The sequence below is a fragment of the Enterococcus sp. 4G2_DIV0659 genome (assembly GCF_002140715.2).
In the GTDB taxonomy this organism is placed as follows: Bacteria; Bacillota; Bacilli; order Lactobacillales; family Enterococcaceae; genus Enterococcus_L; species Enterococcus_L mansonii.
The window spans coordinates 2,736,804-2,762,225 of the sequence record NZ_NGLE02000001.1; the positions used below are offsets into that span (position 1 = coordinate 2,736,804).

The 25,422-nt window shown below is 34.0% G+C and carries 25 protein-coding genes and 1 pseudogene; 21 read left to right on the plus strand and 5 right to left on the minus strand.

Annotation, left to right across the window (positions count from 1 at the left end; translation table 11 throughout):
* The first annotated feature begins 61 nt into the window (after positions 1 to 61).
* The 4 genes from A5880_RS12830 (at position 62) to A5880_RS12845 (ending at position 3,686) form a co-directional block, all read left to right on the plus strand.
* Positions 62 to 1,027, plus strand: a complete 966-nt coding sequence (locus A5880_RS12830; protein ID WP_086329418.1) for a ribose-phosphate diphosphokinase — start codon at positions 62 to 64, stop codon at positions 1,025 to 1,027.
* Between the two features lie 108 nt (positions 1,028 to 1,135).
* A complete protein-coding gene (rarD, locus tag A5880_RS12835) occupies positions 1,136 to 2,032 on the plus strand; it encodes an EamA family transporter RarD (protein ID WP_086329419.1) in 897 nt (298 codons plus the stop codon).
* Positions 2,033 to 2,116: 84 nt separating this feature from the next.
* Positions 2,117 to 3,262: a cysteine desulfurase family protein gene (locus A5880_RS12840; protein ID WP_086329420.1), complete on the plus strand. Its 1,146-nt coding sequence runs from the start codon at positions 2,117 to 2,119 to the stop codon at positions 3,260 to 3,262.
* 82 nt (positions 3,263 to 3,344) lie between these two features.
* A complete protein-coding gene (locus tag A5880_RS12845) occupies positions 3,345 to 3,686 on the plus strand; it encodes a DUF1831 domain-containing protein (protein ID WP_086329421.1) in 342 nt (113 codons plus the stop codon).
* A 51-nt stretch (positions 3,687 to 3,737) separates the two neighbouring features.
* On the opposite strand, the gene A5880_RS12850 is transcribed toward A5880_RS12845, so the two are convergent.
* Positions 3,738 to 4,496: a LytR/AlgR family response regulator transcription factor gene (locus tag A5880_RS12850; protein WP_336577168.1), complete on the minus strand. Its 759-nt coding sequence runs from the start codon at positions 4,494 to 4,496 to the stop codon at positions 3,738 to 3,740.
* Between the two features lie 219 nt (positions 4,497 to 4,715).
* Between A5880_RS12850 and A5880_RS12855 the strand changes: the two genes are divergently transcribed.
* The 8 genes and pseudogenes from A5880_RS12855 to A5880_RS12890 all read left to right on the plus strand — a co-directional run bounded on the left by A5880_RS12855 (position 4,716) and on the right by A5880_RS12890 (position 12,902).
* A complete protein-coding gene (locus A5880_RS12855; RefSeq protein ID WP_086329423.1) occupies positions 4,716 to 5,159 on the plus strand; it encodes a hypothetical protein in 444 nt (147 codons plus the stop codon).
* A gap of 130 nt (positions 5,160 to 5,289) precedes the next feature.
* Positions 5,290 to 6,219, plus strand: coding sequence for a hypothetical protein (locus tag A5880_RS12860; RefSeq protein WP_336577169.1), 930 nt, complete (start codon positions 5,290 to 5,292; stop codon positions 6,217 to 6,219).
* Positions 6,216 to 6,761: a hypothetical protein gene (locus A5880_RS12865; protein WP_336577171.1), complete on the plus strand. Its 546-nt coding sequence runs from the start codon at positions 6,216 to 6,218 to the stop codon at positions 6,759 to 6,761. Before A5880_RS12860 ends, A5880_RS12865 begins: the two co-directional genes overlap by 4 nt.
* Positions 6,692 to 7,513: a hypothetical protein gene (locus A5880_RS12870; RefSeq protein ID WP_336577172.1), complete on the plus strand. Its 822-nt coding sequence runs from the start codon at positions 6,692 to 6,694 to the stop codon at positions 7,511 to 7,513. Before A5880_RS12865 ends, A5880_RS12870 begins: the two co-directional genes overlap by 70 nt.
* Before the next feature lie 50 nt (positions 7,514 to 7,563).
* Positions 7,564 to 8,178: pseudogene (locus A5880_RS12875) on the plus strand (ABC transporter ATP-binding protein); the annotation flags it as partial.
* Between the two features lie 219 nt (positions 8,179 to 8,397).
* Positions 8,398 to 9,522: a tRNA 2-thiouridine(34) synthase MnmA gene (gene mnmA, locus A5880_RS12880; protein ID WP_086329426.1), complete on the plus strand. Its 1,125-nt coding sequence runs from the start codon at positions 8,398 to 8,400 to the stop codon at positions 9,520 to 9,522.
* A gap of 426 nt (positions 9,523 to 9,948) precedes the next feature.
* The gene (locus tag A5880_RS12885; protein ID WP_336577174.1) at positions 9,949 to 11,205 is read left to right on the plus strand and encodes a M6 family metalloprotease domain-containing protein; all 1,257 of its coding nucleotides are present in this window, start codon (positions 9,949 to 9,951) and stop codon (positions 11,203 to 11,205) included.
* Positions 11,202 to 12,902: a BspA family leucine-rich repeat surface protein gene (locus tag A5880_RS12890; protein WP_336577175.1), complete on the plus strand. Its 1,701-nt coding sequence runs from the start codon at positions 11,202 to 11,204 to the stop codon at positions 12,900 to 12,902. Before A5880_RS12885 ends, A5880_RS12890 begins: the two co-directional genes overlap by 4 nt.
* A gap of 77 nt (positions 12,903 to 12,979) precedes the next feature.
* Here the strand turns inward: A5880_RS12890 and A5880_RS12895 are convergent, their stop codons facing one another.
* On the minus strand, positions 12,980 to 13,372 hold the full coding sequence (locus A5880_RS12895) for a hypothetical protein (RefSeq protein ID WP_086329428.1): 393 nt from the start codon (positions 13,370 to 13,372) through the stop codon (positions 12,980 to 12,982).
* Between the two features lie 217 nt (positions 13,373 to 13,589).
* Here A5880_RS12895 and A5880_RS12900 point away from each other — a divergent pair, with 217 nt between their 5' ends.
* Entirely contained in the window at positions 13,590 to 13,955 is a 366-nt protein-coding gene (locus A5880_RS12900; protein ID WP_086329429.1) for a DUF1033 family protein, read from the plus strand.
* Between the two features lie 35 nt (positions 13,956 to 13,990).
* On the opposite strand, the gene A5880_RS12905 is transcribed toward A5880_RS12900, so the two are convergent.
* From A5880_RS12905 to A5880_RS12915, 3 genes are all read right to left on the minus strand, one after another.
* Positions 13,991 to 14,368, minus strand: a complete 378-nt coding sequence (locus A5880_RS12905) for a hypothetical protein (RefSeq protein ID WP_086329430.1) — start codon at positions 14,366 to 14,368, stop codon at positions 13,991 to 13,993.
* Complete coding sequence (locus tag A5880_RS12910; RefSeq protein ID WP_086329431.1) at positions 14,369 to 14,575, minus strand: helix-turn-helix transcriptional regulator; 207 nt, start codon at positions 14,573 to 14,575, stop codon at positions 14,369 to 14,371.
* 145 nt (positions 14,576 to 14,720) lie between these two features.
* Positions 14,721 to 15,434 carry a DsbA family oxidoreductase gene (locus A5880_RS12915; protein ID WP_086329432.1) on the minus strand — a complete coding sequence of 238 codons (714 nt, stop codon included), beginning with the start codon at positions 15,432 to 15,434 and terminating at the stop codon, positions 14,721 to 14,723.
* A 186-nt stretch (positions 15,435 to 15,620) separates the two neighbouring features.
* On the opposite strand from A5880_RS12915, the gene A5880_RS12920 reads away from it, so the two are divergent.
* From A5880_RS12920 to cydC, 8 genes are all read left to right on the plus strand, one after another.
* On the plus strand, positions 15,621 to 17,702 hold the full coding sequence (locus A5880_RS12920; RefSeq protein WP_086329433.1) for a DNA topoisomerase III: 2,082 nt from the start codon (positions 15,621 to 15,623) through the stop codon (positions 17,700 to 17,702).
* Positions 17,703 to 17,841: 139 nt separating this feature from the next.
* The gene (locus tag A5880_RS12925; protein WP_086329434.1) at positions 17,842 to 18,315 is read left to right on the plus strand and encodes a nucleoside deaminase; all 474 of its coding nucleotides are present in this window, start codon (positions 17,842 to 17,844) and stop codon (positions 18,313 to 18,315) included.
* Positions 18,316 to 18,340: 25 nt separating this feature from the next.
* A complete protein-coding gene (locus A5880_RS12930) occupies positions 18,341 to 18,640 on the plus strand; it encodes a nucleoside triphosphate pyrophosphohydrolase family protein (RefSeq protein WP_086330303.1) in 300 nt (99 codons plus the stop codon).
* A 22-nt stretch (positions 18,641 to 18,662) separates the two neighbouring features.
* A complete protein-coding gene (locus A5880_RS12935; protein WP_086329435.1) occupies positions 18,663 to 19,106 on the plus strand; it encodes a hypothetical protein in 444 nt (147 codons plus the stop codon).
* Positions 19,107 to 19,453: 347 nt separating this feature from the next.
* A complete protein-coding gene (locus tag A5880_RS12940; protein WP_086329436.1) occupies positions 19,454 to 20,869 on the plus strand; it encodes a cytochrome ubiquinol oxidase subunit I in 1,416 nt (471 codons plus the stop codon).
* Positions 20,866 to 21,891, plus strand: a complete 1,026-nt coding sequence (cydB, locus tag A5880_RS12945) for a cytochrome d ubiquinol oxidase subunit II (protein WP_086329437.1) — start codon at positions 20,866 to 20,868, stop codon at positions 21,889 to 21,891. Before A5880_RS12940 ends, cydB begins: the two co-directional genes overlap by 4 nt.
* Positions 21,888 to 23,618 (plus strand): thiol reductant ABC exporter subunit CydD, encoded by a 1,731-nt coding sequence (cydD, locus tag A5880_RS12950; protein WP_086329438.1) that lies wholly within the window; start codon positions 21,888 to 21,890, stop codon positions 23,616 to 23,618. Before cydB ends, cydD begins: the two co-directional genes overlap by 4 nt.
* On the plus strand, positions 23,618 to 25,378 hold the full coding sequence (cydC, locus tag A5880_RS12955; RefSeq protein WP_179190343.1) for a thiol reductant ABC exporter subunit CydC: 1,761 nt from the start codon (positions 23,618 to 23,620) through the stop codon (positions 25,376 to 25,378). Before cydD ends, cydC begins: the two co-directional genes overlap by 1 nt.
* Positions 25,379 to 25,422: the final 44 nt, after the last annotated feature.

Sequence of the window (25,422 nt, forward strand, 5' to 3'; positions counted from 1 at the left end):
GAATGTAAAGTGAAGTTTTCAATTATAAGAATAGAAAAATATCTAGATCACGGAGGAAATCATGACCCAAAAATACCAGGATAAAACATTACGAATCTTTAGTTTGAATGCTAATCGTCCTTTAGCAGAAAAAATTGCCAAAGTTGTCGGGACTGAGCTCGGAAAAAGTACAGTTCGCCAGTTTAGTGATGGAGAGATTCAGATCAATATTGAAGAGAGTATTCGTGGGGACCATGTTTTTCTTGTTCAATCGACCAACCTTCCAGTGAATGACAATTTAATGGAATTGTTGATCATGATTGATGCTTTAAAACGAGCAAGTGCTAAGACGATTAATGTGGTGTTGCCTTATTATGGGTATGCGAGACAAGATCGTACAGCAAAGCCAAGAGAACCAATTACTGCAAAATTAGTGGCCAATTTATTAGAAGAAGCAGGAGCTACTCGAGTTTTGACTCTGGATTTGCATACAGTTCAGGTTCAAGGATTTTTTGACATTCCAGTGGATAATTTGTTTACGATGCCGCTTTTTGCTCATAATTATCGACAACAAGAATTAACTGGAGAAGAGATTGTTGTTGTTTCACCTAAAAATAGTGGTGTTCAGCGCGCTAGAAGCTTGTCTGAATATTTAGATGCAACATTAGCCATTATTGATCAAGATGAAGTCGATGGTGTGCGTTCAGGCTATGTAATCGGTGAGGTCAAAGGGAAGACATGTATTTTGGTAGATGATATTTTAAATACGGGTCAAACAATGGCCACTGCTGCAGAAATATTAAAAGAAAATGGTGCAAAATGCATTTATGCTTGTGCTTCTCATGGATTGCTTTCAAAAGGAGCTAAAGCAATACTAGATGGATCACCAATCGAACAAATTTGTGTGACTGATTCCGTTTTTATCTCAGAAGATCGTCAACCAAAGGCGTTGAATATAGTTTCTTGTGGGGAATTAATGGGAGAAGCGGTAAAACGAATTCACGAGAACACACCGATGAGTCCACTATTTCGTTTGGAAGAGAAATAATCATTCAGTGTTTAAATAAGGAAAGAAGTTCAGCTATCGTTTTATACTGAGCTTCTTTTTATCATTTATTTTAGCTGTAAAAGTGTTTGTAAGAGAGGAGAAGCATCTTTGAAAGAACAGAAAAAGGGGATTTTATTAGGTTTTATTGCTTATATTTTTTGGGGAATTATTCCAATTTATTGGAAATTAATGCCTACAGTTGATCCACTAGATATCTTGTGTTATCGAATTATCTGGTCGTTTTTATTTATGATCGTTTACATTTTATTTACGAAGAAATGGTCGTTATTTTTAATTGAAGTTAAAGCAGTTGTAAAAGATAAGAAAAAATTATTTGCTATTATTTGTGCTGCGATGCTCATTTCAATAAATTGGTTTACCTTTATTTATACGGTCAGCCAAGGGCATGTGACTCAGGCTAGTCTAGGCTATTATATGAATCCATTAGTAAATGTTTTGCTGGCAACTTTGATTTTAAAAGAAAAATTAAGTCGTTCAGGAATGATTGCTTGTGGACTGGCGTTGACCGGCGTTTTGTTATTAACGGTTCAGACTGGAGAAATTCCTTTTGCTCCGTTGGTAATGGCGATTACATTTAGTTTTTATGGATTAATCAAAAAAGGAGTAACTGTAAGCTCTTATACAGGTTTAACGATTGAGACATTTGTAATTCTGCCAATTGCATTAGTCTATCTGTTATTTTTCTCACGTCAAGGATTTATGAATTATGAAACGTCTACTAATTTATTGTTGATGGGAGCAGGTGTAGTTACAGCGATTCCTTTATTACTTTTTGCAGAGGCAGCAAAACAAATTTCCTATATCATCTTAGGATTTATTCAATATGTTGGTCCAACATTAATGCTGATATCGGCGATATTCTTGTACCATGAACCTTATTCGGCAGAGCAATTCATTGCATTTGGTTTTATCTGGGTAGCAATTGCTGTCTTTACTTATGGCAATATTTACACCTATCGTAAAGAAAAACAATTTATAAAATAAGCGTTCAAGGAATCAATCTTTGAGTAAGATTTCTAGTTATGTTAAACTAATTTCATTAAAAATGATTCAGAAAGGGCGAGTTCAGTGGAACCCATTTATTTAGATCACGCAGCAACAACACCGATTCATCCAGCTGTTATAGAAATAATGACAGATGAAATGACCCATACTTTTGGAAATCCATCGAGTATTCATACGTTTGGTAGGCAAGCCCATCGTAAGTTAGAAGATATTAGACAAATGATTGCTGCCAGTTTGTACGTGAAACCGCATGAAATTATCTTTAATAGTGGTGGTACAGAAGGGGACAACACTGCGATTATTGAAGTGGCTCTTTCTAGAAAAGATCAAGGGATGCATCTGATTACAACGGCGATTGAACATCCCGCTGTTTTAGAAACGATGAACTATCTGGAAGGTTTAGGATTTGAAGTGACTTATTTACCGGTTAATGAAAAAGGTGAACTTGCAGTATCTGAACTTGAAAAAGCTTTAAGAGAGGATACGATCTTAGTTTCCGTGATGTATGGTAATAATGAAGTTGGCAATTTATTGCCGATCGAGGAAATTGGCGCTTTATTAAAAACACATCCTGCGATTTTTCATACGGATGCCGTTCAAGCCTATGGTTCTGAACGAATAGTACCTCACGAAATCGGCATTGATTTGTTAAGCATTTCTGCACATAAAATAAACGGGCCAAAAGGTGTTGGCTTTTTATTTAAAAATGATTCGATTTCACTTCCACCACTACTACATGGTGGAGAGCAAGAAGAAAAACGTCGAGCTGGTACGGAAAATTTAGCTGGTATTGTTGGCATGGGTAAGGCTATTATGCTTTTGACAGATGAAGAAAAACAACAGCGACATGGTAAATACGCTGACTTTGAGCGGATTATCCTCTCTCAATTAGAGGATGCTCAAGTGGATTACCAAATCAATGGGAGCCCTGATAATAAATTAACCCATATTTTAAATTTGTGGATTCCTGGGGTATCAAGCGACTTATTATTGATGCATCTGGATCTTCAAGGTGTGGCGATTTCAACAGGTTCTGCTTGTACTGCCGGAACTGTTGAGCCGTCTCATGTTTTAGAGGCAATGTATGGCAAGGATCATCAAGCAATCAAGGAATCTGTACGAATCAGCTTTGGTTTAGGCAATGACGAAACACAAATTCAGCAGTTTGTGTCAATATTGATTGAAACAATCAAAAAAATCAAACAGTAATGTAAGAAAAGTAAGAATAGAACTAGCAAAAAGAAAGCGTAACAACTATAATAAAAGAGACAATAAATAAAGAGGTGGAAAAATGGCATTTAAAGAAAAAGCAACAGTAGAAGGTTGTCCAATCGTTTATAAAGTAAATGAGCAAGCCAAGAAATACACATTGAAGGACAATGGATTCACTGAAACCAATTCAGGGAACTTCCAATTGATTCGTCCGTTGGATGGCACTCCTCAAAGCAAAGAAGGATTTAAACTAAAAATAACAATCGCTGAAGATTTAAAAACACTGAAAATGTCGGTAACAACTGCGAATGGGTTGAAAGCAATGAATATTTTCAAAAACGATGCGCATGCAATGAGCCAAGAGAAGTTTTACTTCTTAATGGATGGCATGATCAGCCGTGGTGTGTTTGAGAAAGCTTAATTATTAATGAAGTTATTAAAAAGTAGAGATGAAATTCGCTGAATTTTGTCTTTATTTTTTTGTTTCGATAATAGAGCTATTTTGCTCCATCTCTAATAGTTGCGTTTTTCTAACGGAAACGTCGAGTCTATTACCGTCAGAAAGTAAGAGTTCTCTGTTTTTTTTATCTAAGTGAATGATATGTTGTTTATTGACAAGATATGATCGATGGCAACGAAAAAAGTTTTCATTGAGTCGCTCTATTTTGTTCAAAGAACCACTAAATTCTACTATTCCTTTGTCGTGAGTCAAAATTAATTTATGAGGTTTAACGGATGTTTCAAAGAATAGAATATTTTCATGTAAAATTGGAGTTATTTTAGTTCCTTGTTTGATGTTCAATATTTTTGTCCCTTTTATCCGTTCATCTTGACATCTTTTTTCTGCAAGTGTCAAACATCGATGAATTCTTTTTTGGACGTTTTTTGGATTGTCTTTCAAAATAAAGTCTAAAGCTTCAATTTGATGTTGAAAAACTTGTAAGGCAAATTCTTTATGTGCGGTGATAAAAACAATTTTACCAAAACTATCTAGTTCTCGAATTTTCGCTGCTAAATGAATACCATTGAATTCATCTGTTAAATTAATATCTATAAAGTACAGCCCCATTTTTTCTGAATGTTTGTTTTTATATTCTAATAAGGTGTTTGGATTGTTTGTTGTTAAGAGTATCTCCATATTAAATTCTTCGATTACAATGTAATTTTTTATCCAAGACTCAATTTGTCTTTTTTGAGTTTGATTTTTTTCATATATAAATACTGATAACATAATGGCTCCCTCCTTTTTTTTATTAGTATACAATGAGTTTTGATTAGAATACAATAGTGAATTTTATAAAGTTTTGTTATTAATGTTATTTTTGAAAAACGTTTAGGAATTATAACGTTACATTATGGATGTTTTTGTATTTTTGTTCGTTTCTTATGATAGAATGATTTTATAACAGTGAATCAATATTTTACTGTGAAAAAGGAGGAGGAAAAATATATGAAAAAAGTCGTTTTATTTTCTTTAATGTTGGCATCGGTTTCTGTTTTACCTGTTTGTGTAAGCGCTTCTCAGGGAGATGAAGTGAAGCAAAATATTGTTACTGATGAAGGTGAGATTGGAGGATGGTCTGAAGATAGTGGTGCATATAATCTGTCATCTAACCATTTTAGAGCATCTAGTCCCAAACATTACGGTGAAAGACAACAAAGAAGTGCTGGTCGTAATATGTGGGATCGACGAGCACACGGTTGGACAAATTGGTCCGGCAAACATCATTATACAACGGCAAGAATGGAAAAATATGATGCTTGGTCAAGAAAATGGGTTGTGGTTACAACATCTGGTAGAAAATGGGGAAGAAATGGAACAGAAGCTTATTCTCCATGGGCTCGGGGAGGAGAATATGATCCTAACAAAGCCCGAACTTATTATGGTTCATAAAAAATTAAAAATAAAACAACAAGGAATTTACTTGTGATATCAGCGTTTATTAAGATTCCATACAATTGGGATATGACTTAAAAGTTATGTCCCAATTCTATTTTTAGAACCAATAAAATGAGGTTGTTGTATGAATAAAAAAAATATCATAATCACTCTATTGTTAACGATGATTTTTTTTCTTGTATTGTTAACAAATAACTATCAGCAGAATCAAAAATATTTAGTAGAAGAAAGCAATCATTTATATTCGCCTAATAATTTTGTTCTTCAAAAAATAAGTTTTAATGACATAGCAAAAGACAAGATATTAAATAGTCAGCCGTATCGATTATTTTATACAGTAGAAAATAATCTGAATTTGGATATACGTGCCTATTATTCTAATAACTATAAAAAATGGGCGCCACCTTTAAAAGACGGAGAATTTTTCAGAAAAAATAATGAAAAAAAAGCAGTTGTCGGAAACAATGTAAAAGTTGAGTATAAAAATGGGAAAGAGTATTTCAAATTAGAAAATACAAAATATGAGGTAATTGGTCGTTTAGGCAAAAAAATTCCCAATCGATTTAAACATTCGGTTTTACTTAGTGACTCCAGTTTTTTTAATGAAGAAAAAAAAACCTATATAATTGATGGAAACAACTTGAAGAATATGGAGAAGTCAAAGTTAACTGGGGAAGAATATAAAAATTTAACAGGAGTAAATCGCTTTTTATCTGTTGATTATTTTTCACCGATGATCATTCTTTTTTCTAAGATTTTAATTTTGGGTGTCTTAATATTTCTCGTTTATTGTTATCATTTATACTGTTATCGAGAAATTCTGGTTTTAAAAATAATTGGAATAAGTAATAAGAAAATTTTATGGGGTAAACTTTGTCTGCTTAATCAATTATTTTTGATTACATTGCTAGTTGTCTACTGTTTATATTCCCAATCGACATTGACTAAAGGTAATTTTAGTTATTGGTTAGAGAATTTTATATATTTATTAATGATGAATTTGTTATACATAATCATCTATTTTAGAGATAGATATGAGGTGACTAACGAATGACTGTTATCAAAGAATTATATTATACATTTAAGAGCCATCCTTTTTTAATTGGTATTTACGTAATTTTGTTAACAACATTTTTAGCATTGCTCACTATTTTTATCTCTTTTAACAGCAAAATTGACGATGTTTCTGAATCATTACCTAGAAACTTCTCAGATAAAACGATGTATTCTCTTATTGATACATTAGATCCAGTTGAATTTGAAACGTTTAATCGTTCAGCGGATTCAGTAGAAATCATAGCTAACTTTTATAATGAACTTAATGAACAAAAAGACTTTAACTATCTAGCGATGAATGATCAACCAATACCTATTATTGATTTTAAAGGAGATGAAACATTTGAGTATGCTTATGGTACGCCAATGAAAGGAACTGGTAGGTATGAAGCTGAAATTGGTGAAAAGAGTTATTCTTTTTTTGATACTAAAGCCATCCAGTTAAATAAAAAAGTTTTGAGTTTTATTCTTTGGACATTGAGTACGGAGAAATTTTTGATTGGAATGAATTGGGATACAATCAAAAAACGATACCAGTAATACTGGGAAATGATTATAAAGGTGTATACGATATCGGCGAAGTTTTTTTAGGAGATTATTTATTTGAACTTGTTTCATTTAAGGTAGTAGGCGTATTAAAAGAAAACTCTTTTGTTTTTTATCAAGGAAATGCTGAATTTTATTTAGATAATGTTGTGGTCATTCCTTATCCTGAAAAACGCCCAGATAATAATTTTAAAGATAAAGGTTTTTTGAATCGTTTGTATTTCGGTATGATTAATGGAAATATTGCTACAAATAATGATATGGAAATAAGCGAGATATTAAGTAGCTTAAATAAAATAGGAAAGCAAACCAAATTTTCAAATTATCATATTATCGGTGTTAGCAGTTTTGTGGAACAATACACAGATATGCTCATGGCATTAACAAAGAACAAAGAATTAATCATAGTCCTTTTTTCTATGTTATTTATACTAATGGTGATATTACTAAATTTCATTTCCTACACGCTTTTTGTGCAAAGAAAAAACAAATATTATGTCTACTATTTGAATGGTTTCAGCAAAAAAATTATCAACAAATGGATTATTATCGACACTTTTTTCCCTATAATTATTTCAATAATTCCGTATACTATTTTCTTATTCATATCACGGATTGGAAGTAATCTTAGTTTCATCATTATGACCGCTATTTTGATAGTATTAGGTACATCAACTAGTTTGTTCTTAATAAAAATAGGATTAAAAAGACACTTAATAGGCAACTTTAGGAGAGAGAGATGCTAGAATTAAAAAATATATGTAAATCATATGAAAGTAAACAACAGTCTTCAGAAATAATTTTTAAGGATTTAAATTTTAATATGGGAAAAATGGATTCGTCTATTGCTATTGTCGGCAGAAGTGGTTCTGGGAAAACAACGTTGCTTAACATTATGGCAGGACTAGACACAAACTATTCTGGAGAGTATCTATTCGAACAATCGTCGTGTCGTAAAAATAATGATTATATGTCAAAACTTCGTTTGCAAAACTTTGGAATGATTACACAAAAATATTATTTATTAAATGATCGGACAGTTTTTAATAATGTTGCCATTTCACTAAGGAACTCAAATCTAAAGGAAAAAGAAATAAAAAATCAAGTGGAAGCAACATTAGAAAAAGTAGGATTGGCAGATTATAGGAATAAATCACCAAGATCATTATCAGGTGGAGAAAGTCAAAGGGTTGCTATAGCAAGAGCGATTGTAAAACGACCTAAATTACTTTTAGCAGATGAGCCGACAGGTGCGTTAGATGAAAAAACAGAAGAATCTATTTTATCGCTGTTTTCTAATTTGATTAATGAAGGAAATAAAATGATTATCGTTACACATAGTAAAATTATTTCTGACTTTTGCACACTGAGGTATGAAGTAACAGATAAACGTATACAATTATTAAAATAAATGAACAGAGAAGCAATACCATAAGATACAGAAGTAAAAGAATTAGGTAGTTGACATAGAAGCATTTAGTTGTTTTTTAGGAGGTTGGAATATGACTCCCAGAGCTACATTCCAACCTCGACTATTTATAGAAAATGGAGTATAATGTGAATCACTGAAAAATTACGACCTTCAAATCGTAGATGCATTCAGAATCTAAATTGAAATGATGGTGATCAAATGACAGATAACAGTAAAACTCGTGTGGTTGTAGGCATGAGTGGCGGTGTGGATTCGTCTGTTACAGCGTTGCTTTTAAAAGAGCAAGGCTATGATGTCGTGGGTATCTTTATGAAAAATTGGGATGACACGGATGAAAATGGTGTATGTACTGCTACAGAAGATTATAAAGATGTGGCAAAAGTGGCTGATCAAATCGGCATTCCTTATTATTCAGTAAATTTTGAAAAGGAATATTGGGATCGAGTATTTGAGTATTTTCTTGCAGAGTACCGACGTGGACGGACACCAAACCCAGACGTCATGTGCAATAAAGAAATTAAATTCAAAGCGTTTCTCGAGTACGCAATGCAACTAGGTGCAGATTATGTGGCAACTGGACATTATGCCCAAGTAGAAAGAAAAGAAGACGGTATAGTACGCATGTTGCGTGGTATTGATAATAATAAAGACCAAACGTATTTCTTGAGTCAATTATCTCAAGCTCAATTAGCAAAAACAATGTTTCCTTTAGGTGGCATGGAAAAAGCAGAAGTTCGAGCAATCGCTGAACGAGCAAACTTAGCGACAGCTAAGAAAAAAGACTCTACAGGAGTTTGTTTTATCGGAGAAAAGAACTTCAAGCAATTTTTAAGCAACTATCTACCGGCTAAAAAAGGAAATATGGTGACTTTAGATGGCGAAATCAAAGGGCAACATGATGGCTTGATGTATTACACAATCGGTCAACGTCAAGGCTTAGGAATTGGTGGGGGTAAAGGCTCACAAGAACCTTGGTTTGTGATTGGAAAAGATTTAGCAAGTAATACGCTATATGTTGGTCAAGGTTTTCACCATGAACAACTATATGCAACGCACTTAGATGCTAGCGAAATTCATTTTACTGTAGATACAGAAATGCCTAGAGAATTTGAATGTACAGCAAAGTTTCGCTATCGCCAACAAGATGTACCAGTTAAAGTTGTTTTAACAGGTGATGGAACAAGTGCAAAAGTGATTTTTTCTGAACCGGTTCGAGCAATTACTCCTGGACAAGCAGTTGTATTTTATGACGGAATGGAATGTCTTGGCGGAGGCTTGATTGATCAAGCTTATCAAGAAGAAAAAGTTTTGCAATATATCTAAATCAAAAAAAGAGTAGGAGGAATTCCTACTCGCAGACTATAAACAAAAGATACAAACGAACTTCTTATTTAGAAGCTTTGTTTGTATCTTTTGAATTTTAAGAAAAAAATAAGTAAGAACGTTGGTCTCCACTTCTAGCTTTTTAAGTTCATTTTTAGGAAATTTGATTATGTTATCGGAATAATAGTGGATTTAGACTAAGGTATAAAAAAAGGATAATTGGCAAAAAACAATTATTCAAACGAATGTATGAGTATGGAAGATGGAATTTTAACATATTTTTAGTTTGAATAACATTCTATTGATCTTGATTTATGTGGATATACACCTTATTGAAATCTATTTTATGTTTAATAAAACGTCTGTTATACTTAAATTTGAACTATATTATATAGTTCAAATTTAAGTATAACAAGGAGGAATATCATGAAAAAAGGGAAGGGAAATAATAGGTTTTTAGGTAGTATTTTAGTTGCGGTTAGTATTTTAACTGCTACGAAAGCCAATGCAGCTCCAGCGTTACAAGAAGAAGTGAAGTTTCAGCAACCAAATGGAATAGAAGTAAAAGCAACACAATATGGAGATGAATTTTTCCATTACACGGTTGGAGAAGATAGTAGTCTTTATGCTAAAAAAGCAGATGGTTATTGGTACTATGAGACAAAAGGGGCAAATACTCGACAAAAAGAGGCAAAAGTAGGGATCGATCCTAAACCCCAAAATGTAAAAATGCAGTCAGATGTAAAAGATGATATTACTATAGAAAAGAAAAGAGCGAATTTTAATCAAAGAATTTTAACGAAACAAAATAAAAAATTAAGTAAAGATCAAAATTTACTTGTAGTGTTAATTGAATTTAATGACGTGAAACTAACAACTTCATTAGAAGAATGGCAAAAAAAAGTTTTTTCAACAGAAGGAAAAACAGTGAAATCCTTCTTCTCTGAACAAACAAATAAACGAATTGAACTGCAACCTGCGAAGGAAACTGCAGATATAAAAGATGGTGTCATGAAGATTCACATGGATCAAGAGCATCCTGATAAGGGAAGCGGCTTCAATATTTTCGAATTAGCAACTGATATTTTGCAAAAGATTAAGCATCAAATTGACTTTTCTAGTTATGATACGAATAAGGATCATGCGATTGAACCAGATGAATTACATGTGATGTTTGTTATTGCAGGATATGAACATAGTGCAGGAAATATTGGGAAGGGTGTTTGGGGCCGTAAAGGTTGGAGTAGTAATTTAACGACAGTCGATGGAATGAAATTTACTGATTTTACAATGTTTGGTGAAAAAATGAAATATAATGATAAAGATATTTCGTCAACAATTGGTGTTATTTGCCATGAATTGGGGCATGATTTAGGATTACCTGATTTATATAATACTGAAGGTGACGGTGCTGGTTTAGGTATTATGAGTCTGATGTCGCAAGGCAGTTGGGGAGAAGAAAGTGGTGAATTTGGTGGGATGACACCAGTTGGTTTAGATGCGTATTCAAAAGTACAGTTGGGTATTCCTGATGAAGAGATGAATCCAGCTCAAAAATATGATAAAAAGATCCATGCAATTTCAGAAGCGACAGATCCAACAATTTTGAAATTGCAAAGCCAAAATCAAAATGAATATTTTTACTGGAAAATAGACAATTATATGGTTTTGATAAAGGAATGAGGAAGTTTAATCATCAACTGACAGGAGGAATTGCTGTCTACCGTGTGAACACAGATTATTATAAAAATGTAGGAGTCGGAAAACAACTTGTTACGGCTTTAGAAGCTGATGAAGGTATCCTAGGATACTCTAACTATGACAGAAATCAAATATTTGGAAGTAATCCTTTTTACTATGCTGGAAAAAATCTAAGTAATGGCGTGCAACCTATTCAAATTAATAAAAAAACAATCCCTTCTACGAAGTTATCCGATGGTAATTATTTAGAAACTTCGTTAACTGTTATGTCTGATTCAGCAGCTGAAATGACTGTGAAAATTGGGGAAGATGGATATGTACCTGTTGAAAAAATAGAAATTGAGCCTAAAGATCTGACTCTTGAGTTTGGTGAATCGATTGAACTGAAAGCCACAATTACACCAGAAAATGCAACGTATAAGGGAATTGAATGGAGTGAAAAATTCTTTATTCCTTCTTTTCCTAAAATGGTTGATAAAAATGGAAAAGTAACGGTACCTAAGTCGATGTTTGCTTCGGGAATTCTAGAAGTTACAGCAAAATCCATAGATGGTGAGAAATCCAACACAATTAAAGTGAAAATAATTTCCAAAAAAGTGACTGGAATCTCTTTAGCACAAGAAAATGTAACATTAAATGTTGACGAAACACAAAAATTAGATTATAGCATTCAACCAGAAAATGCGGCAGATAAAAGAGTTGATTGGTCAAGTTCAAATGAAGAAGTGGTTACGGTAAGCAAAGATGGCGTCATTACAGCTAAAAAACAAGGAAATGCATTAGTCACAGCTACAACTACAGAAGGAAAAAAGACAGCAACGAGTAAAGTTTCAGTGGTTGGTAGAGCAGATGCTGAAGGAGTATTTGGGACAGTACCATGGAGTTGGGAAAAAGAAAGTCAGACAGTAACTTTTAAAGGTGGAAAATTCTTTGATACAGATACCTACAACAGTATATATGAAAAAATCGAAAAACTACCGGAGTTAGAAGGAAAAAAAATAAAGAAAATAGTGTTCAAAGAGCCAATTGAGCTCTCTCAAAATTCAAGTGCTCTATTTTATTGGTTAGGTTATTTAGAAAGTATTGAAGGAGCTCATTTTTTAGATACAAGTAAAGTAGTAGATATGAGTTTGATGTTTATGAATACACTTGCGTTGACTTCCTTAGATATCCGTAATTGGGATGTAAGTAATGTTAAAGTAATGAACAGCATGTTTTATGCAGCGGGTGCAATCGAAGAATTGGATTTGAATACTTGGGATGTAAGTAATGTTGAAGTTATGTCATCTATGTTTTTTAATATGAGGAAGTTAAAGAAACTGAATATAAATAATTGGGATGTAAGGAACGTTATAGAAATGAGCGACGCATTTAATATGACTTTGTCATTACCTGAATTAAATTTAAGTGGCTGGAATACAAATAAAGCTACAGGTTATATTCAAGAATTTACAGGCACAAATGACAGATTAGAAAAATTTGTTTTAGGAGAAAATTGTCAATTACCTATCAAATATTATTATGCTGGTTTTCCAATGGATGGAGGAGAGACTTACACAGGAAGATGGCTAAAAGTATCGGAAACAGGAGAAACTATAAAAGTATACGAAACTGCAAAAGACTTGTTGGATACTTATGATTGTAATGGCGGGATTTTTATTAGAGAAAGAAAAGAATAGTTGAATCGATGCTACTATGCCTTCTTTAATAGCAAGGGGAGTTGATTAATTAGTTACTCTGCGAGTAGGAAGAATTCCTACTCGCTTTTTTGACTAGAGTTTTGTATATAAGTTCTCGATTCTGGTGAAATAATGAGATAAGCCATCGAAATAAACTCAACTACACGAAATGCTAGCATCACCATTTTAGGAAACATACTGACCATCAACGGAGGATAAAAATAAATGAGGAAAATAAACGGAATAAAGAGTAGTGAAACAAAGTACCCTTTTTTACCACCATTTATTAATCCCGCAATCACAGTGATATAAACGAGAAAGACAAAAATTTGATACCAAACATCAGCTCCAAAAGAGCCATTTCCTTCAACCACAGCTTTTAAAGCCATAATCAATGCAATGATAATCAAAATATTATTATATAAAAGTAAATAAATAGCAATTGAGTTCCAAAATACAGGTTTTTTCATTGTATGAATCGATCCTTTCTATTTCTTTTCATATTTTAGCAAATGCCTATTCTATAAGCAATGAAATAAAAACCAATTTTCTTGTTCGGGCTGATTAAAATTATGGTAAAATAAAAAATGAACGTTAAACAAAAACTATTTCACAAGCACTTAAGTTGAAAGTTTTGTGCTAAGTGACTAGAATAGCTCTTATATAAAGAATTGGAGTGAGTGATCAATGTACCAAGTTATTACAATGTACGGCGATAATGAACCTTGGTGGTTTTTTGAAGACTGGCAAGAAGATATTGACGAAAATAAATCATTTGATTGTTTGGAAGATGCAGAACGTTATTACATAAAAAAATGGCAAGAATTATCTTCAACCTATGAGTACATAAATACAAAAGTTAATTATTTAGCAGCTTTCTGGAATGAAGGAGATGAACGCTGGTGCGAGGAATGTGATGAAGATTTGCAGCAGTATAAAGGATTAGCTCTATTGAAGGACCTTCAAGCAGTTACTTTTGAAAGTGGCGATGATTTTCATGAACGTCATAATGATTGTGTTAAGCCAAAATGTTGTAAAACAAGTCTTGTTTAATTTAGAGATAAAAATACGGAGCGTAAGGTTTTTACTTACGCTCTGTATTTTTGTTTTCTAAAAAAGTAAATAATCGCAAAAATAAAGCAATCGGCAAATAATGCTTCAAAATGCCAATTGGGAAGATTGCTTAGTACTATTTTTCCAAAAGGAGCACCAGAAGAAATGATTGGAATATAAGTGAATGTTCCTTTGAACAGTGTAAAAGCAACCAAACCAAAAATAAATTGGACTGTATGCAGTAGTAAAATTATAAACATGGTATACGCTAGTGAATCAAACACTATTTTCTTCTCTAATTCATCCAAAATGCCTCTTTTCACTTGGTATAACACCCAAATGGCTTGAAAGAAAGTAATGAGAGAATAGACACCAATGAACATAGCTATAATTAATAGAACGATATGTGTCATTTATTTTTCCTCCTCTAAGTGAAAAATTTCTTCTACAGGTTTGTTAAAATAGTGGGCGATTTTTAAAGATAACTCTAAGCTTGGGTTGTATTTTGTTTTCTCAATCGCATTCATTGTTTGCCTGGATACACCTAAATCAGTAGCCATTTGAATTTGAGTGATTTTCCTCTGTTCCCGTATTTCTTTGATTCTATTGTGAACTTTCATAATAATAAGCTCCTATTTAAGTAAAGTAATCTTTTTATTAGTTTAGCATGATTGTTTTTTTAGGTAAAGATATCTTTACGTTTTTTTTTGAAAAAATACAACAAACATTCTCCAGAACATTTGTTGTACGTTGCTCTACTATATTCTACTCTTTACAAACCCATTGTCCATCTTCCATGCTGCATGAACCACTGTTTGGTTGATTAGTATCAGTGATATCAATAATCGGTGTTTCCTTTTCTTTGATTGTTTGAAGTGCTTGAAGGACTTGTTCCAAAGGTTGTGCACCATTAATTAAATATTTTCCATTAACGATCAGTGCGGGTACTCCAGACAATTGATACGCAGTTGCTAAACGGAAATCCTCTTCAACTAGGTCCAGTGTTTCAGGATCATTGAAAGCTTGTTGCCATTTTTCAAAATCGATGGCTGTCTTTTTTATAACTGATTGAATCACATTAAGATCCTCAATATTTTGATTGTTAACAAATAATGCTTCTTGTAAAGCATCAAAAGCGTCCCAATAACCGTTTTGTCCACCTACAACACTTGCCGCTTTTGCTGCGAGTAGCCCAGACATAGAGGTGGGAAATGGAAATGCAGTTTTTTTCATCCCATCAATATTGAAGCGATGAAGATCATCATTTTGATTGGCGTGAACCCAATGGGATAAGATTTCATTTTTCGCATTTTCTCTTGAACCAAACATCTGCTCATGATCTTTTTCATCTCTGGCCAATGCGAAAGAACGATGAATAATCTTTATTTCAGGGAATTCTTTTTGAACTAGTCTCATTCTATAAGACATTGGAAAACAAAAGCTACAGATAACGTCGTGAAAAAATTCAATTGTAATCATAATTTCTCCTTAAAAAAGTTTTTTTACTTATAAATAGTAAGTATAAAGGCCATCCATTGATAGTTCAATAAAAATGCTTTAAATAAAAAGCGCGAAGGTTTGAAAGAATGTGGTAAAATCAATGTACTGATAATTTTTAACATCGAATCAATTTACATATGGAAGTATAGAAAGTGAGTGAAATAAATGGCAAACAAACAACTGATTATTGCCGAAAAACCTAGTGTTGCCAAAGATTTAAGCAAAGTGCTAGGCGCAAATCAAAAAAATAAAAGCTATTATGAAGGGCCTAACGTGATTGTTACTTGGGCGCTAGGCCATCTGTTAGGGTTGAAAATGCCTGAAGACATCAATAAAGAATGGCAATCTTGGCAAATGGAAACTTTGCCAATGGTGCCAAAAAATTTAGGAATTAAACCATTACCAAAAACGGGCCATCAATTAAAAGCCATCAAACAATTAGCGAATCGCAAAGATGTTACCGAAGCAGTTATCGCAACTGATGCAGGACGTGAAGGAGAATTAGTCGCACGTTGGATTTTAGAATATGTTCATTTTAATAAACCAGTGAAACGTCTATGGATTTCTTCACAAACAGATAAAGCAATTAAAGATGGTTTCAAAAAATTAAGACCAGCGAAAGAATACGACAACTTATACTATTCTGCCCTAGCTCGTGCAAAAGCGGATTGGTTAGTTGGCTTAAATGTAACCAGAGCATTAACTGTAAAGTATCAAGATAGCTTATCAGCTGGTCGTGTACAAACACCGACCTTATCATTGGTTCGTCAACAAGAAAAGAAAATTGAAAGCTTTAGACCACAAACGTACTTTTCAGTAGACTTACATGTTCAAAAAGAAAAAGCGAAACTGGTTCAAAGTAATCCATATGCATTTAAAGAGCGGAATGACGTAGAATCATTTGTAAAAACGCTAAGCCAAGGCAAGGGAAAAGTAACGGATATCCAAGAAAAAAGTAAAACTGAGCAAGCACCACTCCCTTATGATTTAACTGAAATACAAAGAGAAGCCAATCAACGCTACCAATTCTCGGCGAAGAAAACTCTTTCCCTTGTTCAAAGTCTTTACGAGTTTCATAAAATCGTAACTTATCCAAGAACGGATAGTAAATATTTAACCACAGACATGAAAGCGACCATGAAGGAACGATTGCAGGCTGTGAGTGATTTTGCGCCAGAAGTCAAAACATATATTAAAGACGGCGGACAAGTTAAATTAACAAAAGTGTTCCAAAACGAAAAAGTTACAGATCACCATGCCTTGATCCCAACAGAACAGCGCCCACGTTATGAGAAATTAAGTGGAGATGAACAAAAAATCTATAACATGATTGTTACTCGTTTCTTAGGTTTATTTGCTGAACCTCATCGCACGAAACAAACAAAAGTAACTGTGACTTTCGGCAAAGAACAATTTGTTTTCCGCCAAAGTAAAGTTGAAGTTGCAGGTTGGAAACAAGAAAAAGAAGAAATAGTGCCATCTGTTGAGTGGAAATTAGGTATGGTCGTACCGCCCAATTTCACCATTAACAAAGAACTAACAGCACCGCCAAAACCATTAACTGAAGGGACACTTTTAGGTTTAATGGAAAAACATAGCTTAGGCACGCCAGCAACGCGTGCAGAAATCATTGAAAAACTAATTAAATCAGAATTAATGGAACGCACAACAAATGGATTAAGTGTTTCACCAAAAGGTAAGCAATTACTGGAACTCGTCAACCCATCGTTAGTAACACCAGAATTAACCGAAAAATGGGAAAAGACACTAGAAGCAATTGCGAAAGGCAAACAAAGCAGTACCGTTTTTCTTAAAGAAATCGAACAAGACACAAAAAAATTGGTTAATGAGATTAAACAAAGCGAAAGCAAATACCAAGATTTTTCAATCACACAAAAGAAATGTCCTGAATGTGGTTCAAACTTGCGTGAGAAAAATACAAAAGATGGTAAAGTCTATGTTTGCTCTAATCAAGACTGCAGTTATCGTCGTAGAAAAGATCCAAAAGTCTCAAATCACCGTTGTTCACAATGCCATCGTAAAATGGAAATTATTGATGGAAAAAATGGAGCATATTTCAAATGTAAATACTGCTCAATCACTGAAAAAATGCAAGATAAAAAAGAACGCAGTAAGAAGCTTACAAAGCATGAAGAACGTAAGTTGATGAAGAAATATTCACAAAAAGAAGAACCAGAAGAAAGTGCATTGGCACAAGCGTTAAAAGCAGCAATGAAGCAAGATTAAATTTTAAATAGAAGCACTAATCATCAAGAAGTTTGATGATTGGTGTTTTTATGTATAATATGTATAATTTTCCATGAAAACACTTACTTTTATGCTATAATTTAGACGAAATAATAAGTAGGAAAGAGTGAGAAATCGGATGGTTAATAACGAACAAGAAATATTAGATAATAAATTCATGAAACAAGCACTAAAACTTGCCAAAGATGCTGCCAAAAAAGGAAACGAACCATTTGGAGCAATACTTGTAAAAGATAATCAGGTTGTTTTAACGGGTGAAAATCAGATTCATACAGAAAGTGATCCTACTTATCATGCCGAATTAGGGATCATTCGTGACTTTTGTTCTCATCAAAAAATAACAGATTTATCTGAATACACATTGTATACAAGTTGTGAACCTTGCTGTATGTGTGCAGGAGCAATGGTGTGGAGCTTTTTAGGCAGAATGGTTTATAGTTTAGGGCACGATGAATTAGCAGATATTGCAGGATTTAATATTATGATTGGGAGCAAAGAAATTTTTGCAAAAAGCCCAAACAGACCAGAAGTCTCTAAAGGGGTATTACGAGAGGAAGCGATTCCTGTTTATGTTGATTACTTCCAGAAATAGCAATAAAAAAGGAGTGATTTTAAAGATGAGAAAAAATGAATACCTAGCACTTGTCGCGATAGAAGAGTGTGCCGAAATCCAACAAGCATTATCAAAAGCAATCAGATTTGGTTTTGACGATCATCATCCTTCCAGAGCAGATAAAACCAATGAAGAAGAAATGCTGACAGAATTCTATCAATTGAGTGCGATGATTGAAGAATTGCAAAGACAAGGAATAATTGAAGGGTTTACTCAAGAGAAAATAGAGAAAGTAAAACAAAATAAAATTGAGAAAGTCTATAAATATATGGAATACTCGAAGGAAAACGGACTGTTGGAATAATCAATACATTGAGGTGTTGTGTTTGGAAAAAAAGTGGATTGTTTTGTCAATGATTCTTATTATTGGCTATAGTATTTCAATAAGTGGCAAAAAAGGAGAAGCAGAAAACGTCGTAATTACAGTTGGAAAATCAGAAACGTTTAAATACACTGAAATTGAAACCGCAATGAATTATGTGAAAAACGAATTTAAAGGATTTACAAATTGCGAGTTAACCAAATTGTATTATAACGAAGAAAAATCGAACATGGAAATCAAAAATTATTTTATAGAAAACCAAGAAATAGAAAGAATAAAAAATACAGATAAAAATGACTTTATTGTGTTATATTCCGATTTTGATGTCGGATTAGAAGAGGATCCACATTCCAGTTTTATGCCAGGGGCTAATTATAAAGGCTGGATGTGGTTATTAAGAAAAGGAACATTCTTAAAAAAATGGCAAATAGTTAGGTCTGGGGTATAATTTTCATTTTAATATGTTCTTTTTAGGAGAACGAAAAAACACTTCATTATGAGGTGTTTTTTTCATATTCCATTCTCCAAATCAATTTTTATCCAAGAACAAAGGAATAATTTAATGAAAAAAGGGCAGAAACATTTGTAATTTACAATAAAAGGAGTATACTCTAAATTGGAATCATTCTAAATTTAATAAAAAGAGTTTCCACACACATATTGAATTTAAGTTTATTTTATTCTGGGTTTTGATTCATTTTGACAGCACCAACCAACTGTGCAAATGAATAATTATTTTGAATGAAATCAGCTTCTTTCTTTTTGTGGAAACAGTAAAAACAAGGGGGATTATTGATGTTTGATATTGTAACATTAGCAAGATTCCAATTTGCAATGACAACCGTCTTTCATTATTTCTTCGTACCGTTTTCAATAGGGTTAGCACTTGTTGTAGCTATTATGGAAACGATGTATGTCGTTAAAAAAGATGAACGTTATCGCAAAATGGCAAAGTTTTGGGGCAACATTTTTCTATTAAGTTTTGCAGTAGGGGTCGTAACAGGAATTATTCAAGAATTTCAGTTCGGTATGAACTGGTCAGATTATTCGCGCTTTGTCGGAGATATTTTTGGTGCTCCACTAGCGATTGAAGCATTACTTGCATTCTTTTTAGAATCAACATTTTTAGGTTTATGGATCTTTACTTGGGATAAAGTAAAATCTAAACTACATTTAACATTTATTTGGTTGGTGGTATTTGGTTCAATGATGTCTGCTTTTTGGATTTTAGCTGCAAATAGCTTTATGCAACATCCAGTAGGTTATACATTAAACAACGGTCGTGCAGAATTAATCGATTTTAGTGCAGTAATTGCCAATCCAAAAGTATGGTATGAATTTACTCACGTATTAGCAGGTGCTGTTGTAATGGGTGGCATGATCGTAGCAGGTCTTGCGGCATTCCAAATCTTGAAAAAACGTGATGTTAGCTTCCATAAAGTTTCTATGCGAATTGGATTATGGGTCGCGTTATTTGGTTCTCTGGGTGTACTACTTGCTGGAGATTTACAAATGAAAGCTCTAATTGAAGGTCAACCAATGAAATTTGCAGCAATGGAAGGATCGTATGAAGATTCTGGTGATCCGGCTGCTTGGACATTGATTGCTTGGGCAGATGAAAATGAGCATAAACAGGTCTTTGGGATTCAAATTCCTTATGTATTAAGTATCTTATCCTATAACAGTCTTTCTGGTTCCGTTGATGGAATGGAAACAGCGAATAAAGAGTTAATCGAAAAATATGGTGACAGAAATTACTTCCCGCCAGTAAATACCTTATTCTGGAGTTTTAGAATCATGGCTGGATTCGGCGTATTAATGTTATTAGTAGCCGCTTTAGGTTTATTCTTAACTCGTAAGAAAAAGCCTTCGCTATATGAAAAACGCTGGATGCTTTGGATTGTGGCACTATGTACATTTGCCCCATTCATAGCCAATACAACGGGTTGGTTGATTACTGAATTGGGTCGTTATCCTTGGACTGTTTATGGTCTGTTCACGATCGAAGACAGTGTTTCACCAAACGTATCAGTAGCATCATTATTAGCATCGAATATTATTTACTTTATTTTATTTGCTGGTCTAGGTTCAGTGATGGTCTACTTGGTGACTGTTGAACTTAAAAAAGGACCAGATTATGAGGAAAAGAAATTAGCACAAGCGAATGCAACGGATGTAGATCCATTTGATAAGGAGGTCTTCGGCGAATGAGTACGTTACAATTACTTTGGTTTGTACTAATTGGTATTTTATTCTCAGGCTTCTTCTTCTTAGAAGGTTTTGACTTTGGCGTGGGGATGTCGGTTCAAACATTAGCTCATGATGAAGAAGAAAAAGAACAAATCATCCAAACGATTGGACCGGTTTGGGATGGTAATGAAGTGTGGTTATTAACAGCAGGTGGGGCTATGTTTGCTTCTTTCCCATACTGGTATGCTTCATTATTTAGCGGGTTTTACTTGATTTTGTTTATTATTTTAGTTGGTTTGATTATTCGTGGTGTGTCGTTTGAATTCCGTCACCGTATGCCGGATGGTAAAAGACGTAGAATGTGGAACTGGACGTTATCAATTGGTAGCTTTATTGTACCGTTTTTCTTCGGTATCTTGTTTATTAGTTTAGTTCAAGGAATGCCGCTTGATGCGGATGGAAATATGACGGCTTCATTTACAGATTATATCAATGTATTTTCTGTTGTAGGAGGCGTTGCGTTAGCATTATTGTGCTACTTACATGGATTGAACTACATTACATTGAAAACAGAAGGACCTGTTAGAGAACGTGCCCGTAATTATGCATCATTCTTTTATTGGGTTTTATATGTTGGCTTAGTAGTGTTTGCGGCGTTATTATATTTCAAAACCGATTTCTTTGATAATCACTTTTTGGTGACGTTATTATTAGTCTTAGGCATTGTTGTAATGACAGTGGTTGCCAATGTTAGTGTCTTTAAGAAAAAAGAAATGACTGCTTTTATTGCTAGTGGTTTAACATTGATTCTTTTAGTTGCTTTATTATTCAGTGGCTTATTCCCACGTGTTATGATTGGTAGTGAAGGGTATTATGATATCTTGATTAAAGATGCATCAAGTACGCCTTACACGCTAAAAACAATGACTTGGTTGTCATTCACGATTTTACCATTTGTATTAGCTTATACAGGCTGGTCTTATTATGTCTTTAGAAAACGGATCAAACATCCAGCTATTGCAGCTGAGGGGTATGAAGGATGATTGATAAAGCCATCTTAAAAATGCCGAAAATCAAAAATATTATGATCTTGCTTGCAGGTTTTTCTTCCCTGCAAGCAGTATTTATTATAGGACAAGCATTTTATTTATCTAAAGCCGTTGTTGGGTTGTGGGAGGGTGGTCAGCTACGTGACCAGCTGTTGAATATTTTGGTGTTCTTTTTGTTTTATACAGGAAGACATGTGGTGACTTATTTTCGTGAAAAAATGCTGGATCAATTTAGTTATGATCGTTCTCGTGAATTAAGAGAAGCATTGCTACAGAAGGTTTTTCGCTTGGGACCAACCGTTGTTCAAAAAAACGGCACGGGAAATATGATTACGATGGCGCTTGAAGGAATTAGTCAGGCGGAAAATTATCTGCATTTGATCTTGATGAAAATCATGAATATGATGATTATTCCGTGGATTATTTTGATTTTTGTTTTCACATTGGATGTTCGTTCAGGAGTTGTTTTACTGGTTGTATTTCCTATGATCATTATCTTTATGATTATTTTAGGTTATGCGGCACAAAGTAAAGCAGATAAACAATACAAAGCCTTTCAGATTTTATCCAATCACTTTATTGATTCTTTAAGAGGGTTAGATACATTGAAGTTGTTTGGATTGAGTGAAAAATATGCAGGCAGTATTTATAATACAAGTGAACGATTTAGAGAAGCGACTATGAGTACGTTGAAGATTGCTATTTTATCAACGTTTGCATTGGACTTTTTTACGACGTTATCTGTGGCTGTGGTGGCAGTATTTCTTGGATTGAGTTTGTTAAAAGGTGGTATTTTACTATTTCCAGCGTTGACGACGCTAATTTTAGCTCCTGAGTTCTTTTTACCTGTTCGGGATTTTGCTAGTGACTATCATGCAACATTAGATGGGAAAAATTCCTTTCAAGCAATCCAAGCAGTACTGGACCTCCCAGAAATGACTGAAACGGATCGTCTTTCTTTAGAAGATTGGACCGCTGTGAGTACGTTATCTGCTGAAGAATTGACTTTTCAATATGAAGAAGCAACGCAACCAGCGTTAAAAGGATTAACTTTTTCAACAAAAGGCTATCAAAAAATCGGGATTATCGGTGCAAGCGGTTCAGGAAAATCAACGCTGATTAATGTTTTAAGTGGATTTTTGGAGCCAAACGCTGAGGTGTCAAAAATCGAAGTGAATGGGCAAGCAATTCCTCATTTTCTGCAAAGAGAGTGGCAGAAACAAGTTCTTTATATTCCGCAGTCGCCATATATTTTCCAAGACACCTTAGCCAACAATGTTCGCTTCTATACACCTGATGCAACAGATAAACAAGTTTTGGCTGCTATCCAGCTGGTTGGATTACAAACCCTTGTAGCAAGTCTAGAAGACGGTATAAACACGGTCATCGGTGAAAGTGGTAGAATGTTAAGCGGTGGACAAGCACAGCGTGTAGCGCTTGCTAGAGCCTTTTTAGATCAAGAACGTCGCATTCTATTATTTGATGAACCAACAGCTCACTTAGATATTGAAACAGAAGTTGAGTTAAAAGAAAGAATGTTACCGTTGATGGAAGATCATCTTGTCTTTTTTGCGACGCATAGATTACATTGGATGGCAGAAATGGATTATATTTTAGTGATGGACAAAGGGCAACTGGTTGAAGCAGGAACTTTAGCTGAATTAATTGATAAAAATGGCTACTATGTGAAGTTAATGAATCAAATGAGGGGGACAAAATAATGGAAAATACCCCAACAAATAAAGAATTATACGAAAAAGATCAATGGGTCAAACCTTTTTTGAAAAAGTATAAGGGTTTATTGTATCTAGCACTATTTTTAGGGTTTTTAACTTTTTTTAGTGCTGGAGCATTAATGTTTAACTCGGGCTATTTAATTAGCCGAGCGGCATCACTTCCCGAAAATATTTTGATGATTTATATTCCAATTGTATTAACACGCGCTTTTGGGATTAGTCGTCCGGTATTTCGTTATGTTGAACGTTTGGTTAGTCATAATTGGGTCTTGAAAATGACCTCTGACTTGCGTTTAAAATTATATCTGGTGTTAGAAAGAGATGCGATTTTCTTTAAATCGAAATATCAAACAGGAGATATTTTAGGTTTATTATCAGAAGATATTAATCACCTACAGAATTTGTATTTGCGTACGATTTTCCCAACAGTAATTGCTTGGTTGTTATATATCTTTATTATTATTGGACTAGGTTTGTTTTCATGGTGGTTCGGTTTATGCATGTTGCTGATGTTGGGTGTGGTCATTTTCCTACTGCCTTTGATCTCAGTTTTGGTGAATGGTGCTAGGCAGGAAAAGCAAAAAGTTTACAAAAATGAATTATACAAAACGTTAACAGATAATATTTTAGGTGTCTCTGATTGGGTGTTCAGTCAACGGGGGCAAGAATTTGTTCATTCGTATGAACAAGAAGAAGCAAAGTTGCGTCAGCTAGATGAGCAAATTAAAGGATTCAACCGTGTTCGTGATTTTGTTTTACAAGTTGGGTTTGGTGTAATCACAGTAGCGGTTTTGGCTTGGACGAGTGTTCGTTTTCCTGGTAATCATGGTGGAGCAGCCAATTGGATTGCTGCATTTACGTTGACAGTCTTTCCGCTGATTGATGCATTTGCGCCATTGCCGGATGCAGCACAAGAAACAACTATTTATAAAGACTCGATCAAACGGTTAAATGATTTACCTGAACCGGAGAATGAAGAAGTTTCACTCAAAAAGTTATCTGTCACAGATACAGAAATCACTATTAAAGATTTGTCATTTGCTTATGAAGATACGACAAAAAATGTTTTAGAAGCATTGAATTTGACGATTCATCCAAAAGAAAAATTAGCGATTTTAGGACGTAGCGGTTCAGGAAAAAGTACGTTAGCTACGTTGATTCGTGGCGATTTACGACCAGATCAGGGAGTGATTACTTTAGACGGTATTCCAACCTATGAATTTGGAGACCAAATTACTGAATCAATTGGTGTGATCCATCAAACACCTTATCTTTTTGGAACAACTATTTTAAATAATATTCGAATTGGGCGAGAAGAAGCGACAGAAGACGAGGTTTGGCAAGTATTGGCTAAAGTTGGTTTAAAAGAGCTGATTGAAGGGTTGCCAGATGGTCTGTTGACAATGGTGGATGAAGCTGGATTGCGTTTTTCTGGTGGAGAACGTCATCGTTTAGCCTTAGCTCGTATTTTACTTCAGGATACACCGATTGTATTGCTTGATGAACCAACAACAGGGCTTGATCCGATTACTGAGCAACAGTTATTGGACACGTTTTTCAATACATTGGGGGATAAAACAATTATTTGGATTACCCATCATTTACAAGGGGTTCATATGATGGATCGCGTGATTTTTATTGAGGATGGTCAGTTAGAAATGAGCGGCTCACCACAAGAATTATTAGCTACGAATCAACATTACCAACAGTTATATGCCATTGATCGAGGAATGAATAAAAAGTAGTTGGTTAATAAAATGGATTAAATAAAAAGAAAAAGTTGGGGCAA

Coding starts and splice junctions, on each gene's coding strand:
- A5880_RS12940 (WP_086329436.1), top strand. CDS start 19,454: ATGTTTGATATTGTAACATTAGCAAGATTCCAATTTGCAATGACAACC.
- A5880_RS12865 (WP_336577171.1), top strand. CDS start 6,216: ATGACTGTTATCAAAGAATTATATTATACATTTAAGAGCCATCCTTTT.
- A5880_RS12930 (WP_086330303.1), top strand. CDS start 18,341: ATGAGAAAAAATGAATACCTAGCACTTGTCGCGATAGAAGAGTGTGCC.
- A5880_RS12885 (WP_336577174.1), top strand. CDS start 9,949: ATGAAAAAAGGGAAGGGAAATAATAGGTTTTTAGGTAGTATTTTAGTT.
- cydC (WP_179190343.1), top strand. CDS start 23,618: ATGGAAAATACCCCAACAAATAAAGAATTATACGAAAAAGATCAATGG.
- A5880_RS12910 (WP_086329431.1), bottom strand. CDS start 14,575: ATGAAAGTTCACAATAGAATCAAAGAAATACGGGAACAGAGGAAAATC.
- mnmA (WP_086329426.1), top strand. CDS start 8,398: ATGACAGATAACAGTAAAACTCGTGTGGTTGTAGGCATGAGTGGCGGT.
- cydD (WP_086329438.1), top strand. CDS start 21,888: ATGATTGATAAAGCCATCTTAAAAATGCCGAAAATCAAAAATATTATG.
- A5880_RS12915 (WP_086329432.1), bottom strand. CDS start 15,434: ATGATTACAATTGAATTTTTTCACGACGTTATCTGTAGCTTTTGTTTT.
- A5880_RS12925 (WP_086329434.1), top strand. CDS start 17,842: ATGGTTAATAACGAACAAGAAATATTAGATAATAAATTCATGAAACAA.
- A5880_RS12855 (WP_086329423.1), top strand. CDS start 4,716: ATGAAAAAAGTCGTTTTATTTTCTTTAATGTTGGCATCGGTTTCTGTT.
- A5880_RS12830 (WP_086329418.1), top strand. CDS start 62: ATGACCCAAAAATACCAGGATAAAACATTACGAATCTTTAGTTTGAAT.
- A5880_RS12895 (WP_086329428.1), bottom strand. CDS start 13,372: ATGAAAAAACCTGTATTTTGGAACTCAATTGCTATTTATTTACTTTTA.
- A5880_RS12845 (WP_086329421.1), top strand. CDS start 3,345: ATGGCATTTAAAGAAAAAGCAACAGTAGAAGGTTGTCCAATCGTTTAT.
- A5880_RS12920 (WP_086329433.1), top strand. CDS start 15,621: ATGGCAAACAAACAACTGATTATTGCCGAAAAACCTAGTGTTGCCAAA.
- A5880_RS12890 (WP_336577175.1), top strand. CDS start 11,202: ATGAGGAAGTTTAATCATCAACTGACAGGAGGAATTGCTGTCTACCGT.
- cydB (WP_086329437.1), top strand. CDS start 20,866: ATGAGTACGTTACAATTACTTTGGTTTGTACTAATTGGTATTTTATTC.
- A5880_RS12860 (WP_336577169.1), top strand. CDS start 5,290: ATGAATAAAAAAAATATCATAATCACTCTATTGTTAACGATGATTTTT.
- A5880_RS12905 (WP_086329430.1), bottom strand. CDS start 14,368: ATGACACATATCGTTCTATTAATTATAGCTATGTTCATTGGTGTCTAT.
- A5880_RS12900 (WP_086329429.1), top strand. CDS start 13,590: ATGTACCAAGTTATTACAATGTACGGCGATAATGAACCTTGGTGGTTT.
- A5880_RS12850 (WP_336577168.1), bottom strand. CDS start 4,496: ATGTTATCAGTATTTATATATGAAAAAAATCAAACTCAAAAAAGACAA.